Origin of the sequence: Pseudomonas violetae (assembly GCF_023072615.1) — a bacterium.
GTDB lineage: Bacteria > Pseudomonadota > Gammaproteobacteria > Pseudomonadales > Pseudomonadaceae > Aquipseudomonas > Aquipseudomonas violetae.
Map to the genome: position 1 here is coordinate 186,760 of NZ_JAKNRW010000007.1, position 15,546 is coordinate 202,305.

General features: G+C 57.7%; 17 protein-coding genes. 8 read left to right on the forward strand and 9 right to left on the reverse strand.

Annotated elements, in window-relative coordinates:
- The first annotated feature begins 3 nt into the window (after window positions 1-3).
- The 3 genes from trpD (at window position 4) to L9059_RS12280 (ending at window position 2,657) form a co-directional block, all read left to right on the forward strand.
- A complete protein-coding gene (trpD, locus tag L9059_RS12270; RefSeq protein ID WP_247291181.1) occupies window positions 4-1,053 on the forward strand; it encodes an anthranilate phosphoribosyltransferase in 1,050 nt (349 codons plus the stop codon).
- Window positions 1,050-1,886 carry an indole-3-glycerol phosphate synthase TrpC gene (gene trpC, locus L9059_RS12275; RefSeq protein WP_247291183.1) on the forward strand — a complete coding sequence of 279 codons (837 nt, stop codon included), beginning with the start codon at window positions 1,050-1,052 and terminating at the stop codon, window positions 1,884-1,886. Before trpD ends, trpC begins: the two co-directional genes overlap by 4 nt.
- 72 nt (window positions 1,887-1,958) lie before the next feature.
- Window positions 1,959-2,657: a lipoate--protein ligase family protein gene (locus tag L9059_RS12280; RefSeq protein WP_247291185.1), complete on the forward strand. Its 699-nt coding sequence runs from the start codon at window positions 1,959-1,961 to the stop codon at window positions 2,655-2,657.
- Here the strand turns inward: L9059_RS12280 and crp are convergent.
- Entirely contained in the window at window positions 2,654-3,298 is a 645-nt protein-coding gene (gene crp / locus L9059_RS12285) for a cAMP-activated global transcriptional regulator CRP (RefSeq protein ID WP_247291187.1), read from the reverse strand. The genes L9059_RS12280 and crp overlap by 4 nt on opposite strands.
- 262 nt (window positions 3,299-3,560) lie before the next feature.
- On the opposite strand from crp, the gene L9059_RS12290 reads away from it, so the two are divergent.
- Together L9059_RS12290 and speD are read left to right on the forward strand one after the other, a co-directional pair.
- Complete coding sequence (locus tag L9059_RS12290) at window positions 3,561-3,983, forward strand: OsmC family protein (protein WP_247291189.1); 423 nt, start codon at window positions 3,561-3,563, stop codon at window positions 3,981-3,983.
- Between the two features lie 239 nt (window positions 3,984-4,222).
- Window positions 4,223-5,017: an adenosylmethionine decarboxylase gene (gene speD, locus L9059_RS12295; protein WP_247291191.1), complete on the forward strand. Its 795-nt coding sequence runs from the start codon at window positions 4,223-4,225 to the stop codon at window positions 5,015-5,017.
- Between the two features lie 68 nt (window positions 5,018-5,085).
- On the opposite strand, the gene coq7 is transcribed toward speD, so the two are convergent.
- From coq7 to hemJ, 6 genes are all read right to left on the reverse strand, one after another.
- Window positions 5,086-5,733, reverse strand: a complete 648-nt coding sequence (gene coq7, locus L9059_RS12300; protein ID WP_007906874.1) for a 2-polyprenyl-3-methyl-6-methoxy-1,4-benzoquinone monooxygenase — start codon at window positions 5,731-5,733, stop codon at window positions 5,086-5,088.
- Between the two features lie 157 nt (window positions 5,734-5,890).
- Window positions 5,891-6,229 carry a histidine triad nucleotide-binding protein gene (locus tag L9059_RS12305; protein WP_247291193.1) on the reverse strand — a complete coding sequence of 113 codons (339 nt, stop codon included), beginning with the start codon at window positions 6,227-6,229 and terminating at the stop codon, window positions 5,891-5,893.
- Between the two features lie 80 nt (window positions 6,230-6,309).
- Window positions 6,310-7,098: an SDR family NAD(P)-dependent oxidoreductase gene (locus L9059_RS12310; RefSeq protein WP_247291195.1), complete on the reverse strand. Its 789-nt coding sequence runs from the start codon at window positions 7,096-7,098 to the stop codon at window positions 6,310-6,312.
- A gap of 62 nt (window positions 7,099-7,160) precedes the next feature.
- A complete protein-coding gene (locus tag L9059_RS12315) occupies window positions 7,161-8,132 on the reverse strand; it encodes a DUF805 domain-containing protein (RefSeq protein WP_247291196.1) in 972 nt (323 codons plus the stop codon).
- Between the two features lie 50 nt (window positions 8,133-8,182).
- The gene (locus L9059_RS12320) at window positions 8,183-9,151 is read right to left on the reverse strand and encodes an NAD(P)H-dependent flavin oxidoreductase (protein WP_247291198.1); all 969 of its coding nucleotides are present in this window, start codon (window positions 9,149-9,151) and stop codon (window positions 8,183-8,185) included.
- Window positions 9,152-9,184: 33 nt separating this feature from the next.
- The gene (gene hemJ, locus L9059_RS12325) at window positions 9,185-9,613 is read right to left on the reverse strand and encodes a protoporphyrinogen oxidase HemJ (protein ID WP_247291200.1); all 429 of its coding nucleotides are present in this window, start codon (window positions 9,611-9,613) and stop codon (window positions 9,185-9,187) included.
- Between the two features lie 135 nt (window positions 9,614-9,748).
- Between hemJ and argC the strand changes: the two genes are divergently transcribed.
- Together argC and erpA are read left to right on the forward strand one after the other, a co-directional pair.
- On the forward strand, window positions 9,749-10,783 hold the full coding sequence (gene argC / locus L9059_RS12330) for an N-acetyl-gamma-glutamyl-phosphate reductase (protein WP_247291202.1): 1,035 nt from the start codon (window positions 9,749-9,751) through the stop codon (window positions 10,781-10,783).
- A gap of 154 nt (window positions 10,784-10,937) precedes the next feature.
- A complete protein-coding gene (gene erpA / locus L9059_RS12335; protein WP_020292766.1) occupies window positions 10,938-11,288 on the forward strand; it encodes an iron-sulfur cluster insertion protein ErpA in 351 nt (116 codons plus the stop codon).
- An 80-nt stretch (window positions 11,289-11,368) separates the two neighbouring features.
- Here erpA and L9059_RS12340 read toward each other — a convergent pair whose 3' ends face one another.
- On the reverse strand, window positions 11,369-12,460 hold the full coding sequence (locus L9059_RS12340; protein WP_247291203.1) for an anhydro-N-acetylmuramic acid kinase: 1,092 nt from the start codon (window positions 12,458-12,460) through the stop codon (window positions 11,369-11,371).
- 3 nt (window positions 12,461-12,463) lie between these two features.
- On the reverse strand, window positions 12,464-13,867 hold the full coding sequence (locus L9059_RS12345; RefSeq protein WP_247291205.1) for a peptidoglycan DD-metalloendopeptidase family protein: 1,404 nt from the start codon (window positions 13,865-13,867) through the stop codon (window positions 12,464-12,466).
- A gap of 212 nt (window positions 13,868-14,079) precedes the next feature.
- Between L9059_RS12345 and tyrS the strand changes: the two genes are divergently transcribed.
- Window positions 14,080-15,279, forward strand: a complete 1,200-nt coding sequence (gene tyrS / locus L9059_RS12350; RefSeq protein ID WP_247291207.1) for a tyrosine--tRNA ligase — start codon at window positions 14,080-14,082, stop codon at window positions 15,277-15,279.
- Window positions 15,280-15,546: the final 267 nt, after the last annotated feature.

Consider the following 15,546-nt stretch of genomic DNA (forward strand, 5'->3'; position numbering starts at 1 on the left):
TTCATGGATATCAAGACAGCCCTGAGCCGTATCGTCGGCCAACTCGACCTGAGTACGGACGAGATGCGCGATGTGATGCGCGAAATCATGACCGGACAATGCACGGATGCGCAGATCGGTGCATTCATGATGGCCATGCGCATGAAGAGCGAGAGCATTGATGAGATCGTCGGCGCGGTGTCGGCCATGCGTGAGTTGGCGGACAAGGTAGACCTCAAGACCCTGGACGGTGTGGTCGATGTGGTGGGCACTGGCGGTGATGGTGCCAACATCTTTAACGTTTCGACCGCTTCCTCGTTTGTGGTCGCGGCCGCCGGCTGCACCGTCGCCAAGCACGGTAACCGTGCGGTGTCGGGCAAAAGCGGCAGTGCGGACCTGCTGGAGGCCGCCGGTATCTACCTGAACCTGACACCGGTTCAGGTTGCACGCTGCATCGACAACGTGGGCATTGGCTTCATGTTTGCCCAGACCCATCACAGTGCCATGAAGCACGCAGCCGGCCCACGCCGCGAGCTGGGCTTGCGCACGATGTTCAACATGCTCGGCCCGCTTACGAATCCGGCCGGAGTCAAACATCAGGTGGTTGGCGTGTTCAGCCAGGCGTTGTGCCGGCCATTGGCCGAAGTCTTACAGCGGCTTGGCAGCAAACACGTGCTAGTGGTGCATTCCAAGGATGGCCTGGACGAGTTCAGTCTCGCCGCGCCGACTTTCGTTGCGGAATTGAAGAACGACCAGATAAGCGAATATTGGGTTGAGCCGGAAGACCTAGGTATGAAGAGCCAGAGCCTTCACGGCCTGGCGGTCGAGAGCCCGGCGGCATCGCTGGAGCTGATTCGCGATGCCCTGGGCAAGCGCAAGACCGAGAACGGTCAGAAAGCGGCCGAGATGATTGTGCTCAACGCCGGTGCCGCGTTGTACGCCGCCGACCATGCAACCAGTTTGAAAGAGGGCGTTGCCCTGGCGCACGACGCGCTGCACACAGGTCTTGCTCGGGAAAAGCTTGAGGAACTGGGTGCATTTACCGCGGTATTCAGAGTGGAGAATGAGGGATGAGTGTACCGACGGTTCTGGAAAACATTCTGGCGCGTAAAGTCCAGGAAGTCGCCGAGCGCAGTGCTCGTGTGAGTCTGGCCGAGCTGGAAAGCCTGGCCAAGGCGGCCGATGCACCCCGTGGTTTTGCCAACGCATTGATCACTCAGGCCAAGTCGAAGCAGCCTGCCGTCATCGCTGAAATCAAGAAAGCTTCGCCCAGCAAAGGTGTGATTCGCGAAAACTTCGTACCTGCCGACATCGCCAGAAGCTACGAAAAGGGCGGCGCCACCTGTCTGTCAGTGCTCACCGATATCGATTACTTTCAGGGTGCCGATGCTTACCTGCAGCAGGCGCGAGCAGCGTGCAAACTGCCGGTGATCCGCAAGGACTTCATGATCGATCCATACCAGATCGTCGAAGCCCGTGCGTTGGGCGCGGACTGTGTGCTGTTGATCGTTTCCGCCTTGGATGATGTGAAAATGGCCGAGCTGGCATCCGTCGCCAAAGGTGTCGGCCTTGATGTGCTGGTGGAAGTGCACGATGGGGAAGAGCTGGAGCGGGCCTTGAAAACCCTCGACACTCCGCTGGTGGGCATCAACAATCGAAATCTGCATACCTTCGACGTGAGCCTGGAAATTACGCTGGATCTGTTGCCGCGCATTCCGCGGGATCGTTTGGTGATTACAGAAAGCGGAATTCTCAACCGTGCCGATGTCGAGCTGATGGAAATCAGCGATGTCTATGCGTTCCTGGTGGGCGAAGTGTTCATGCGTGCGGAAAGCCCGGGTACTGAACTGCAGCGTTTGTTTTTCCCCGAGCGCGGTACTGCGGTGAGCGGTTCTACCCTCGATTGAAAAAGCATCGCGAGCCTGCTCGCGATGGCGGTTTCAGATACACCTTGGAATCACCGTCCAACGGAATATTTTATGCTCCCGACCTCGCTAACGGTAGACGCCGGCTTGCTCGCCGAACAGGACCTGCTTGCTCAGGTCTGCACCGGTGAATCGGATTTCGGCCTGCTGTTCTGGCAGCCCAGTGATCGAGCGCTGGTCATGCCGCGCCGTTTGAATCGTTTGCCTCAGTTCGAATCCGCCTGCGAAGTTTGTGCAACCGCAGGTTGGCCAGTCTTGTTGCGTGAAACCGGTGGCGAGCCGGTGCCACAGTCCTGCGCTACGCTGAACATTGCGTTGGTCTACGCGCCACCGCGCGGCGAGGGTGATCAGAATCGCATCGAAACCGCCTATCGCCGCCTCTGCGATCCGATCTGTCAGATGCTGGATGAATTGGGCGGCTCGTCGTCCGTTGGCGAAGTGGAAGGTGCATTCTGTGATGGCCGCTTCAACGTCAACCTGGACGGCCGGAAAATGGTTGGCACTGCTCAGCGCTGGCGGCAAAGCAAGGGCGGCACGCGGCCTGTCGGCCTGGTGCATGGGGCGCTGCTGCTCGATGACGAGCGCGAATTCATGGTGGCGGCAGTCAACCGTTTTAATGAAGCTTGTGGCTTGGAGCAGCGAGTGCGCGCCGAAAGCCACATTGCCTTGCATGAGAAATTCACCGCACCTCAAGCGCTGGAGCGGCTGGATAAACTCTACCGGCAAATGCTGGCGCAGATGTTCGGCGGTTAACGCGTGCCGAAGATCACCATCGTCTTGCCTTTGACGTTTACCAGGTTGCGCTCTTCAAGATCCTTGAGTACGCGACCGACCATTTCCCGGGAACAACCGACAATCCGCCCGATTTCCTGACGGGTCACCTTGATCTGCATCCCGTCGGGATGGGTCATGGCGTCGGGTTGCTTGCACAGTTCCAGCAAGCAGCGCGCGACGCGGCCAGTCACATCGAAGAAGGCCAGGTCACCGACCTTGCGGGTGGTGTTGCGCAGGCGCTGGGCGATCTGTCCGCTGAGCACGTAAAGAATGTCCGGATCCTGCAGGGACAGTTCGCGGAATTTCGTATAGCTGATCTCAGCGACTTCGCATTCAATCTTCGCGCGCACCCAGGCGCTGCGTTGCTGTTCCTGGCCGGCTTCTTCGAACAGGCCCAGTTCACCAAAGAAGTCACCGGAGTTCAGGTACGCGATGATCATCTCGCGGCCATCATCGTCTTCGATCAGGATCGTGACCGAGCCCTTGATGATGAAGAACAGGGTTTCCGAGCGGTCGCCGGCACAAATGATGTTGCTCTTGGCCCGATACCGACGGCGCTGGCAGTGCATGAGCAGCTTGTCGAGGTTCTTGATCTTGGGGGTGGGAGCAATAGCAACCATGGTTGTATCCAGAAAAGACTGCGCGGTAGGTTAGATTTATTTTCAGGAGCTGACGACAGTTCGGGCCGCGATCGGACGATCGTGTTGTTCGCTTCAGGTCTGGCAAGGCGCCAGCGATTTGGCGCCAGCATAACAGACGCTTTCCGCATTTTTCGAGATTTTGCCTGGGCGGGGGAAGGTTCAGTCTTGCGCAGCTGGACGCTGTCAAACACAGGCCCTGTGCTAAGCTGGCGACCCTTTTTTATGTAGTGGAGTCTGGGCGATGAAGGCACGCATCCAATGGGCTGGCGAAGCCATGTTCCTCGGCGAATCCGGCAGCGGTCATGTCGTGGTCATGGACGGTCCTCCCGATGCCGGCGGTCGTAACCTGGGTGTCCGGCCGATGGAAATGCTCCTGCTGGGTGTCGGCGGTTGCAGCAATTTCGATGTGGTCAGTATCCTCAAGAAGTCGCGCCAGGCCGTCGAAAGCTGCGAAGCCTTCCTTGAAGCCGAGCGCGCGAGCGAAGATCCAAAGGTCTTCACCAAGATCCACATGCACTTCGTGGTCAAGGGCCGGGGGCTAAAAGAGTCTCAGGTCAAGCGAGCAATCGAGCTGTCAGCGGAGAAGTATTGCTCGGCCTCGATCATGCTCGGGGCGGCAGGCGTGGTCATCACCCATGACTACGAGATCATCGAACTCGGTTGAATCGACATTCAACTATCATAAAAGCAGTGCAGACTCTGGCGATCCCAAGCTGCCGTCTGCATAATGCGCCACTTTTTTCAGGGGCGTGGCCCGTCTACCGACAAGCCACTCACCCGAACAGACAACCAAAATCGCCATCGCGAAGAGGTGTTAACCGTCCTACGCAGGTGCGTTGGTCGCATCTGACGGGCATGCTTGATTACGCGGCCCGGGCCGCAATACATAGAGAGTCTTTAACGGTGAAAAGCAAACTCAAGCTCCACGGGTTCAATAACCTGACAAAGACCTTGAGCTTCAACATCTATGACATCTGCTATGCGGAAACTCCGCAAGACCAGCAGGCATACGTCGAGTACATCAATAAAGAGTACAACGCGAAGCGCCTGACGCAGATCCTCACGGAAGTTGTCGATATCATTGGTGCCAACATCCTGAACATTGCCAGTCAGGACTATGAACCCCAGGGTGCCAGCGTCACGATTCTAATCTCGGAAGAGCCGGTCACCCCGACCGACAGCCAGATCGAAGAGTCACCGGGCCCGTTGCCTGAAATTATCCTGGCCCACCTCGACAAGAGCCACATCACGGTGCACACCTACCCGGAAATCCATCCGGACGATGGTATTGCAACGTTCCGTGTAGACATTGACGTGTCGACTTGTGGTGTCATTTCACCGCTTAAAGCGCTCAATTTCCTGATTCACCAGTTCGATTCGGACATCGTGACCGTGGATTATCGTGTGCGCGGTTTCACTCGTGACGTTGAGGGCAAGAAGCACTTCATCGACCACGAGATCAACTCGATCCAGAACTACCTCTCCGAAGACACCCGCGCCAGTTACCAGATGACCGACGTGAACGTTTATCAGGAAAACCTGTTCCACACCAAAATGCTGTTGAAGAACTTCGAACTGGATAACTACCTGTTCGGCGATGCCACCACCAGCCTGTCCTCTGAGCAACGCGCCGAGGTGACCGACCGTGTGAAGCACGAAATGCTGGAAATCTTCTACGCGCGCAACATGCCGAGCTAAGATCTCCGGGCACAAAAAAGGCGACTTCCTCGCGGTGGTCGCCTTTTTTCAGCAAAAAAATCAGGATTTCAGATCCGGTAGGTACTTTTGGTCATCACCTTGGCCAACAAGCTCATACCGAACTTCACCGGCGCTGGAAAACGAAACCCGCCTGCATCCAGCGCACTTTCCGCGTGATGTTCTTCATCAATGCGCATCTGTTCCAGAATCGCCCGGGATTTCTCGTCCTCGGCAGGCAGTTGCTCAAGATGCTCATTCAAGTGTTTGCACACCTGGTGTTCGGTGGCGGCAACGAAGCCCAGGCTCACCTTGTCGCTGATCAATCCGGCTACTGCGCCAATACCGAACGACATGCCGTAGAACAGCGGGTTGAGAATACTGGTATGGCTCCCCAATTGGTGGATGCGTTGTTCGCACCAGACCAGGTGGTCGATCTCTTCTTCGGCAGCATGCTCCATGGCGGCGCGCACGTTGGGCAGCTTGGCGGTCAGGGCCTGGCCTTGATACAGCGCCTGGGCGCAGACTTCGCCGGTATGGTTGATGCGCATCAGACCCGCGACATGCCGGGTGTCTTCGTCGCTCATCTGCGCATCCGGTTGCACGATAGCGGGCGATGGGCGGTACGGCTGGCCACTGAAGGGCAGCAGGGTGCGCATCGCGGCATCGGCTTGCAGCAGAAGACGGTCAATGGGCGAGTAGTGACGTTGAGTAGTCATGCTGACCTCCGGGAAGATTCTCGGCGACCAGTTTAACCGAATCGGCCGGGGAAGGTTTGCGTTGGGTCATTTGTGGCGAGAGAGCTTGCTCACGCTTGGCCGCAAAGCGGTCGCTATTGCCTGGCGGGAGCCAGCTCCCTCGCCACATGAGTGAGTGTCAGCCCGGCGGCCAGGTCATCTGTCGTTGACCCAGTACATGCATATGAATGTGATAAACGGTCTGCCCACCATCCTCATTGCAGTTCATCACCACGCGGAAGCCCTTCTCGCAACCCAGTTCCAGAGCCAGGCGCTGGGCGGTGAAGAGGATGTGCCCGGCCAGTGCCTTATCTTCCTCGGTGAGGTCGTTCAGGGTGCGCACCGGCTTCTTCGGAATCACCAGGAAATGCACCGGTGCCTGTGGAGCGATGTCGTGGAAGGCCAGAACCTGGTCGTCCTCGTAAATGATCTTGGCCGGGATTTCCCGGTTGATGATCTTGGTGAACAGAGTATCCACAGCTGTTTTCTCCGTTGTTTGGTCTGGCCCGAGTGTACTCATGGAGCAGGCCTGGGCCCAGGGTTTTACCTTGCAGGGCATCAGCGGGGGCAATATGCCTTGTTGACCATGCCCGCAATTGTCCGGTTCAGCCAGCGCGAACCCAGGCGCGGCAGGAAAGCTCGCCAGCGATTGCGTCGCCCCGGGATGATGATTGCGCGATTCTTTTCCAGAGCCCGGACGGTATAAAGCGCGACTTCTTCGGGGCTCATGGTCAGCTTGGTGTTGTCCAGCTTTTCAGTGTTCAGTTGGGCGGTGCGGAAAAATGCGGTGCGGGTAGGGCCGGGGCAGAGCACCGAAACCTTGATCGCACATTTCTTTAGCTCTACACGCAACCCTTCGGAAAAATTCAGTACATAGGCTTTGCTTGCGTAATAGGTGCTCATCCAGGGGCCTGGGTGGAAGGCCGCTACCGATGCGACGTTGAGGATCTGCCCGCCGCCTTGCAGCGCCATGCTATTGCCGAGGGCATGACACAGGCGAGTCATCGCCAGGATATTCACTTCGATCAGGTCCTGCTCGGTCATCCAGTCCTGGGCGAGGAACGGGCCGCATGTGCCAATGCCGGCGCAATTCACCAGCAAATCGATCTGCCGGTCTCCCTCCTCAAGCTCCAGCAGAAAACCTGACAGCCGCAGTGGCTCGCCCAGGTCGCAGGCGCGGAATAGCACCTCCACGCCAAAACGTTGAGTCAGTTCAATTGCAATGCTTTCCAGCTGATCACGTTGTCGGGCCACCAGGAGCAGGCTGCGGCCGCGCCGGGCCAGAGCTTCGGCCATCGCGAGGCCGATGCCGCTGGAAGCACCAGTGATCAGAGCGTAACGGGTCATGCAGTTCTCCATCGCAACAACTCCGCGCCGGCGACGCAGGTGTCACGGGCGGGGAGTGCTGTTCATTCTTTGGCAGAGTCTACAGGTGGCTGGGCTTCTTCGGCTGCATCGTCAACTGAATTTGGCACCGGTTCTGCTTCCACGCCAGTTTGATCTTCGATTTCGGAAGGGCTGAAGGAGTCACTTTCATAAGCGCTTTGGGTCGCGTTTTCGTACTCGTCCCGAATTACCGAGAGGCCACCGGCCAGGCCTCCGACGAACACCAGGGCGATAACGACCACCCACAAGCAAGACAGGACTTTGACTGCGTTGCTGTTGGGTGGAGGGGGGGCGCCATAACGGTTGGCGAGACTGTTGCCTGGCATGATCATCATGACAAAGGGAAAGAAGCTGCCAACAAAAGGCACCAGGTTCAGCAGCCACAGCCAGCCGGACCAGCCAATGTCATGCAGGCGCTGTACGCTGAACTGAATGCTGACGAACCCGAGCGCGACAATCAGGATGAAAGCCAGCAGACCAGCCAGAATAAGGCCGGGGCTCGAGTCCGAGCTGAAGACGGCCAGGCCCAGGAGTACCAACATGGCGCCGAGACCAAGTGTCACCAGCGTCAGGACCATCGTCCAGGCGAGAAAGCGCAAGCGGCCTATACGACCGTCGAAGCTGAACGGTTTGAGCGGGGCGAAGCCTGTCACCGTTTCGCCCACTGCTGCATGCGGGGGGGCATACGGCGATTGCGGATCTCTGATGAAGGCGGGCTCAGGGACTGGTTCGTGAATATCAGACAGGCTCAGCTGGATCGATGGCTCGCTTTCGATTCGTGCGTCAATGCCTGTTTTTGCCAGTGCCTGGAGATAGGTCTGGGCATCGGAATGTGACAGGTCCCGCTTGAGCGCAACCGGCCGGCCGCTGAACAGCCGTTCGATTGCAGTCACATCACTCTTGAACAGCCGGGCGAGGTTGAGTTTGGCGGTGGTGATGTCAACGCCAGGCAGCAGAGCGCCGTCGAACATGATCTTGAAACGGTTTTCGCTCATTGCGAGGCATCCTTGTCGCGTGTCGTCATTGAGGGGGCGCGATAGTGTACTCAGCCTGGCCAGCGTTTCGGCAGCGTCGAGGCGAGTTCCGATGCCTTGCGGTATTCGGCATCAAGCCGTGCCACCAGTTCATCCACGCTGGGTAGATCGTCGATTTCACCGACGCCCTGGCCTGCGGACCAAACCGTCTTCCAGGCCTTGGCTTCATCGCTGATCGGTTTCAGTTTGGCGCCGAAGTTCACTTCCCCTTTGCCTTGCAAGGCCGCTGTGTCGAAACCGGCTGCTTCCAGGCTCTGGCGCATGAAACTGGCCGGCACACCGGATACGGCTGGCGTATGGACGATGTCCGCCGCCCGGGAGTCCAGCAGCATTTGTTTGTAGGCTTGCGGCGCATGGCTTTCGGTAGTACCGATAAACCGTGTACCGAAATAGGCGAGATCGGCCCCGAGCAATTGTGCTGCGAGGATCTCGTGGCCGTGATTCAGGCACCCGGCCAGCAGCAATGTCTTGTCGAAGAACTGGCGGATCTCGGCAATCAGCGAGAACGGGCTCCATGTCCCGGCATGGCCCCCGGCTCCGGCCGCGACCGCGATCAGGCCGTCTACTCCAGCCTCGGCTGCTTTCTCGGCATGACGACGAGTTGTCACGTCGTGAAATACCAGGCCGCCATAGCTGTGCACCGCATCCACCAGTTCCTTGACCGCGCCCAGGCTGGTAATCACGATCGGTACTTTATGTTCGACGCAAATGTGCAGATCCGCCTGCAGCCTTGGGTTGCTGTTGTGGACGATGAGGTTTACTGCGTAAGGCGCCGGGTTGTCCAGAGCCGCCAAGCCCGCTTCGATCTCCTCCAGCCACGCCTTGAAACCGCTGCTTTCGCGCTGGTTCAGTGCTGGAAAGCTGCCAACTACGCCATTTCTGCAGCAGGCCAGCACCAACTGCGGGTTGGAGATCAGGAACATCGGCGCCACCACCACGGGCAGGCGCAGACGTTGTTCGAGCAAAGCGGGCAGCGACATTGGAAGTACCCCGGTGAGTTTTGTCTGTTGAGTTTAGAACGGTCGAACCACTACCAGAATTACGATAGCCAGCAATATCAGAACCGGCACTTCATTGAACCAGCGAAAGAAGACATGGCTGCGGGTGTTTTCGCCACGTGCAAAGCGCTTCACCTGAGCGCCGCACATGTGATGGTAGCCAATCAGGATCACTACCAGTGTGAGCTTGGCGTGAATCCAGGCACCTTGAGAGAAGATGCTGGGGTTTAAGTAGATCAGTGCAATACCGAAGAGCAGCGTGGCGATCATCGCCGGGCCCATGATGCCGCGGTACAGTTTGCGCTCCATCAGGCTGAAGCGTTCCTTGCTGACGGTGTCCTCGCTTTGCGCGTGATACACGAACAGGCGCGGCAAGTAGAACAGGCCGGCGAACCAGCAGACCATGCTGACGATATGAAGCGCTTTGAGCCATAGATAAAGCATTTTAAGTTATTCCCAGGTTCACGGTAGCCCGAATAGTAGAGGCTTGAGCGCCCGCACGTCACCTTGCCGGTTGTCGCAGGACGATGCGGGCCCTATTATCGTCGGCTTTCCAGTGGGTTCGTTGAGGGCAGGTTTATGGTCAAGGTCGGTATCGTCGGCGGCACGGGTTACACCGGTGTCGAACTGCTGCGTCTGTTGGCACAGCATCCGCAAGCTGAAGTGGCAGTGATCACTTCCCGATCCGAGGCCGGTCTGGCCGTGGCTGATATGTACCCTAACCTGCGTGGTCATTACGACGGCCTGGCGTTCAGCGTGCCGGACATCAAGACCCTGGGTGCCTGCGACGTGGTGTTTTTCGCTACCCCGCACGGTGTCGCGCATGCCCTTGCTGGCGAGTTGCTGGCGGCGGGCACCAAGGTGATCGACCTGTCGGCAGACTTCCGCTTGCAGGACGCTGACGAGTGGGCCAAATGGTACGGTCAGCCCCACGGTGCGCCGCAGTTGCTCGAGGAGGCTGTCTACGGCCTGCCTGAAGTGAACCGGGAGCAGATCAAGCAGGCGCGCCTGATCGCGGTGCCGGGTTGCTATCCGACCGCTACCCAGTTGGGTTTCCTGCCCCTGCTTGAAGCCGGTCTGGCTGACACCTCTCGCCTGATCGCAGACTGCAAGTCCGGTGTCAGCGGAGCCGGTCGCGGGGCTGCAGTCGGTTCGCTGTATTCCGAGACCTCGGAAAGCATGAAGGCATACGCCGTCAAAGGGCACCGTCACTTGCCGGAAATTCGCCAGGGCCTGCGTCGTGCTTCGGGTAAGGAAGTCGGTCTGACTTTCGTTCCGCACCTGACGCCGATGATCCGCGGCATTCACTCGACGCTGTACGCGACGGTTGTTGATCGCTCCGTCGACCTGCAGGCGCTGTTTGAAAAGCGCTATGCCAGCGAGCCGTTCGTCGATGTAATGCCGGCTGGCAGCCACCCTGAAACCCGCAGTGTTCGCGGCGCGAATGTGTGCCGTATTGCGGTGCATCGTCCACAGGACGGTGATCTGGTCGTGGTGCTGTCGGTCATTGACAATCTGGTGAAGGGCGCCTCAGGCCAGGCTGTGCAGAACCTCAATATCCTGTTCGGCCTTGACGAGCGCCTGGGGCTGTCCCACGCGGGCATGTTGCCATAGAGGCTGCTGCGAGCTTCAAACGGCAAGCTTTGAACTTGAAGCCTGCCGCTTGAAACCTGCAGCTGCTCCTAGAATAGTTGACCAATTTTCTAGGAGAAGCGGATAATGCGCGTCATCACGCATTATGGCGGCGTAACGCCGGGAGATAGTCAGCATGAGCGTCGAATCCTTCACCCCCACGGCTTTGCAATTTACCCACGGTGCTGCGCACAAGGTGAAGAGCCTGGTCGATGAAGAGGGGAATGATCGCTTGAAGCTGCGCGTATTTGTTACGGGCGGCGGTTGTTCAGGTTTTCAGTACGGCTTTACCTTCGATGAAGACGTGGCCGATGACGACACCATCGTCGAGCGCGAAGGTGTCAGCCTGGTTGTGGACCCTATGAGTTTTCAGTACCTAGCGGGTGCCGAGGTCGACTATCAGGAAGGTTTGGAAGGTTCGCGCTTCGTGATCAAGAACCCGAACGCCTCGACCACCTGTGGTTGTGGTTCTTCGTTCTCGATCTGATCGCACTCCGGTTGCATGCAAGGCGCCGCACACCCTGTTGGGGTTGTGCGGCGTTTTGCTATACGGGATTCAGCGGATGGTCATGCGGGATAGATGGCGCCAAGCACTCGCAAGCCACGGGCGCCGGTGACACTTGGGCGATTGGTCGCGATGCCTTCAAGGCAGCAGTGAGCGAGCCAGGCAAAAGCCATGGCCTCGACCCAGTCGGGATCTACGCCATAGGCGCCAGTGCTCCTGACTGTTGCGCCCGGCAGCAGGCTGGCCAGGCGTTCCATCAACGCAAGGTTGTGCGCCCCGCCACCGCAAACCAGCAGCTCCCGGGTCGCCGATTGCGCCTGTTGCAGCGACTCGACGATAGTCAATGCCGTGAGCTCCAGCAGTGTTGCCTGCACATCTTGCGCAGCGAATGCCGGTAGCCGGGAAAGATGCTGTGTCAGCCATGGCAGGTTGAACACTTCGCGGCCGGTACTTTTCGGGCCTCGGGTCACGAAGAATGGATCGCTTAGCAGGGCCTTCAATAACGCCGGTTCAACCTGGCCGCTGGCGGCCCACTGACCATTGCGATCGAAGTGATCGCCCCGTTGCTGGTGAATCCAGGCATCGAGCAGCACATTTCCCGGGCCGCAATCGAAACCGGATACCGCTTTGCCGGGCTCGATCAGGCTGAGATTACTAAAGCCGCCGACATTCAAAACTGCGCGGTTTCCACGCTGTTCTTCAAACAGGGCTTCGTGGAACGCGGGAACCAACGGCGCGCCTTGTCCTCCAGCTGCTACATCACGACTACGGAAATCACTGACCACGGTGATGTTGGTCAGCTCGGTGAGTAGGGCGGGGTTGCCTATTTGTACCGTGAAACCCCGCGACGGTTCGTGCCGAATGGTCTGGCCGTGGCTGCCTATCGCGCGGATGTCTTCGGGCTGCAGGTTCCGTTCGCCGAGGAGGGTGTTGATACCCTGCGCCGCCAGCTTTACCCAGTTTTGTTGGGCAATTGCCGAGCGTGCTATTTCGTCGTAGCCGCTGGCGCACAGCGCCAGTAGCTCGCAGCGCAAGGAATCGGGCATGGGAATGTAGTGCGTGGCGATCAACTTGATCGCCGGGTCCAGTTCCACCAGCGCGATATCCAGGCCATCCAGGCTGGTTCCGGACATCACGCCTATATAGAGCGTCATGGCTTAGCGCTTCGAAGCCAGCATAGTGGCTTTTTCCTGGTCCATGCGGGCCATCAATGGCTGGCTCTGGGCCATGAAGCGTGTGCGTTCGGCCTTGGAGATCGGGTCGGCCATCGCGACTTTCTGGCCCAGCGGGTCGACGTGTACGCCATTGACCTGGAACTCGTAGTGCAAATGCGGGCCGGTGGAGAGGCCGGTGGTGCCGATGTAGCCGATGACCTGGCCTTGTTTGACGGAGCCACCGGTTTTGATGCCCTTGGCGAAGCCTTGCATGTGGCCATAAAGCGTACGGTAGGTATTGCCGTGCTGGATGATCACAGTGTTGCCGTAGCCACCGCGACGACCTGCCAACAATACCTTGCCGTCACCGGCGGCCTTGATCGGCGTACCGCGTGGGGCTGCATAGTCGACACCCTTGTGTGCACGGATCTTGTTCAGAATCGGGTGCTTGCGGCCCATGGAAAATTTGGAGCTGATGCGGGCGAAATCCACCGGAGTGCGGATGAATGCCTTGCGCATGCTGTTGCCGTCAGCCGTGTAATAGCTGCTGTTGCCTTGCTTGTTGGTGTAGCGAACAGCGGTATAGGTCTTGCCGCGGTTGGTGAAACGCGCGGAGAGAATCGGGCCATTGCCCACGGCCTTGCCGTTGACGAATTTCTGTTCGTAGATCACATCGAACTCGTCGCCCTGGCGAATATCCTGAGCGAAGTCCACGTCATAGCCAAACACGCTGGCCATGTCCATGGTCAGGCTGTGGGACAGGCCTGCGCGAGCGGCAGACTGCGACAGTGAGCTGTTGATCACGCCGTGTGCATAAGTGGAACGAACGGTAGGTTTGGCGGTAATGCGGTTGAATGCGTAGCCTTTGTCGTTCTTGGTCAGGGTGATGGTTTCTAGATCGCTGACCTTGCTGTGCAGGCTGGCCAACTGGCCGTCCGCGGTCAATTCGAACACGAGCTTCTGACCATGCTTGAGCTGGCTGAACTGCTTGGCTTGCTTGTCACTGGCCAGTACCTCGTGCACGGAAGTGGCTGGCAGACCGACCTTCTCAAACAGGGTGGACAGCGTGTCACCCTTGGCGACTATTACTTCCCGATGGGTTGGCGCTTTCTTTTCTTCAACGACGGGCCCCTTCTCGGCCTGGGCGGCTTCGGCGTTGTTGTCGATCTGTGCGAAAGGCGAAGCGGCAGTTACATTTGTGGCTTGAACAGCTTCTGCGGCGTCTTGATCTTGTGTCAGTTGTTCGGCAGGGCTTTCCAGTTCAAGACTCAGGGTTGTCTTTTTGGCTTCTACATCACTGGAAGGAAATACCAGAAGTGCCAGGCTCAGCAGGGCGGCGATGCCGCTTGCAGCGAGCAGGTGGGTCTTCGGGTAAAGCGGTGGCGCTTTAGACGATTCTTTGGTCATAGGTAATTTTTGACTTTGAAAAAGATGAATTGGAAAAGATGAATGACATGATGAAGATGAAATAACTGTATAAAATATAACCAAATCATCCCTGAAGCAAGTCCGCGCTCACTCTGCCAGCGGATTGGCGTCATTGCGCCGGCCAAACTTTGTATTTGAGCCGTGATCTTGTATGGTTGGTCCCCTTTGAATTCGAGCCTTGCGGGTCTGTTATGAAGTCGGTTGAAGAGCAGCTAGCGCTGATCAAACGTGGTGCGGAAGAATTGTTGGTCGAGTCCGAGCTGATCGAAAAGCTCAAGCGTGGTCAGCCGCTGCGTATTAAGGCCGGCTTCGATCCTACGGCGCCGGATTTGCACCTGGGCCACACCGTGCTTATAAACAAGCTGCGCCAGTTCCAGGAATTGGGGCATCAGGTGATCTTCCTTATAGGTGACTTCACCGGGATGATCGGTGATCCGAGCGGTAAGAGCGCCACGCGTCCGCCGCTGACTCGCGAGCAGGTTCTCGACAATGCTGAGACCTACAAGACCCAGGTGTTCAAGATCCTAGATCCGGCAAAGACCGAAGTGGCGTTCAACTCCACCTGGATGGATCAGATGGGGCCGGCTGATTTCATTCGCCTGACGTCGCAATACACCGTCGCTCGCATGCTTGAGCGCGATGACTTCGACAAGCGCTATACCACCAACCAGCCGATCGCAATTCATGAATTTCTCTACCCGCTGGTTCAGGGTTATGACTCTGTCGCTTTGCGCGCGGACGTGGAGCTGGGTGGCACCGACCAGAAGTTCAACCTGTTGATGGGGCGTGAACTGCAGCGTGGTTACGGTCAGGAGCCTCAGTGCATCCTGACCATGCCGCTGCTGGAAGGTCTGGATGGCGTGAAGAAGATGTCCAAGTCCCTGGGCAATTACGTCGGCATCCAGGAGGCACCGGGTGTCATGTACAGCAAGCTGGTTTCGATTCCGGATGCGCTGATGTGGCGCTACTTCGAATTGCTAAGCTTTCGCTCTATGGATGATATCAATGCATTGCGTGCCGACGTCGAGGCGGGTGCTAATCCTCGTGACATCAAGATCAAGTTGGCTGAGGAAATCGTTGCACGTTTCCATGGTGAAGAAGCGGCGGCCAATGCGCATCGTGCTGCAGGCAATCGCATGAAAGAAGGCGAGCTGCCGGATGATCTCCCGGAAATCGAGTTGACTGCTGCTGAAGATATGCCGATCGCGGCTGTCCTTAATAAGGCGGGGCTGGTGAAGAACTCGGCGGTTGCGCGTGACCTGCTCAATTCCGGTGGTGTGCGTATAGATGGTGAGGTGGTTGATCGCACCTTTATATACGTACTGGGCGCAACCCACGTTTGCCAGGCCGGAAAGAAGGCATTTGCGCGTATTACGCTCAAATCCGAGTAATGCTGAAATAAGGGCTTGACGGCAGATTTCAGATGTCTATAATTCGCCCCACTTCCGGCGCAGTCGAAACGGAAAACTCCTTGGTAAACAATGAGTTATGAAGTTTTCGACAGCGAGTTGCTTCAGGTTATCGAAGCGCGAAAGAAGTTGAAAAAGAGGTGTTGACAGCAGCGTGTAACGCTGTAGAATTCGCCTCCCGCTAACGAGAGATCGAAAGCGCAAGTGGTTGAAGTTACTAAGGAAACTTGGAAAACTTCTGAAAATAAT

Excerpts from the sequence above, each read along its gene's own strand:
- trpD (WP_247291181.1), top strand. The coding sequence starts at position 4 with ATGGATATCAAGACAGCCCTGAGCCGTATCGTCGGCCAACTCGACCTG.
- trpC (WP_247291183.1), top strand. The coding sequence starts at position 1,050 with ATGAGTGTACCGACGGTTCTGGAAAACATTCTGGCGCGTAAAGTCCAG.
- L9059_RS12280 (WP_247291185.1), top strand. The coding sequence starts at position 1,959 with ATGCTCCCGACCTCGCTAACGGTAGACGCCGGCTTGCTCGCCGAACAG.
- crp (WP_247291187.1), bottom strand. The coding sequence starts at position 3,298 with ATGGTTGCTATTGCTCCCACCCCCAAGATCAAGAACCTCGACAAGCTG.
- L9059_RS12290 (WP_247291189.1), top strand. The coding sequence starts at position 3,561 with ATGAAGGCACGCATCCAATGGGCTGGCGAAGCCATGTTCCTCGGCGAA.
- coq7 (WP_007906874.1), bottom strand. The coding sequence starts at position 5,733 with ATGACTACTCAACGTCACTACTCGCCCATTGACCGTCTTCTGCTGCAA.
- L9059_RS12310 (WP_247291195.1), bottom strand. The coding sequence starts at position 7,098 with ATGACCCGTTACGCTCTGATCACTGGTGCTTCCAGCGGCATCGGCCTC.
- L9059_RS12315 (WP_247291196.1), bottom strand. The coding sequence starts at position 8,132 with ATGAGCGAAAACCGTTTCAAGATCATGTTCGACGGCGCTCTGCTGCCT.
- L9059_RS12320 (WP_247291198.1), bottom strand. The coding sequence starts at position 9,151 with ATGTCGCTGCCCGCTTTGCTCGAACAACGTCTGCGCCTGCCCGTGGTG.
- hemJ (WP_247291200.1), bottom strand. The coding sequence starts at position 9,613 with ATGCTTTATCTATGGCTCAAAGCGCTTCATATCGTCAGCATGGTCTGC.
- argC (WP_247291202.1), top strand. The coding sequence starts at position 9,749 with ATGGTCAAGGTCGGTATCGTCGGCGGCACGGGTTACACCGGTGTCGAA.
- erpA (WP_020292766.1), top strand. The coding sequence starts at position 10,938 with ATGAGCGTCGAATCCTTCACCCCCACGGCTTTGCAATTTACCCACGGT.
- L9059_RS12340 (WP_247291203.1), bottom strand. The coding sequence starts at position 12,460 with ATGACGCTCTATATAGGCGTGATGTCCGGAACCAGCCTGGATGGCCTG.
- L9059_RS12345 (WP_247291205.1), bottom strand. The coding sequence starts at position 13,867 with ATGACCAAAGAATCGTCTAAAGCGCCACCGCTTTACCCGAAGACCCAC.
- tyrS (WP_247291207.1), top strand. The coding sequence starts at position 14,080 with ATGAAGTCGGTTGAAGAGCAGCTAGCGCTGATCAAACGTGGTGCGGAA.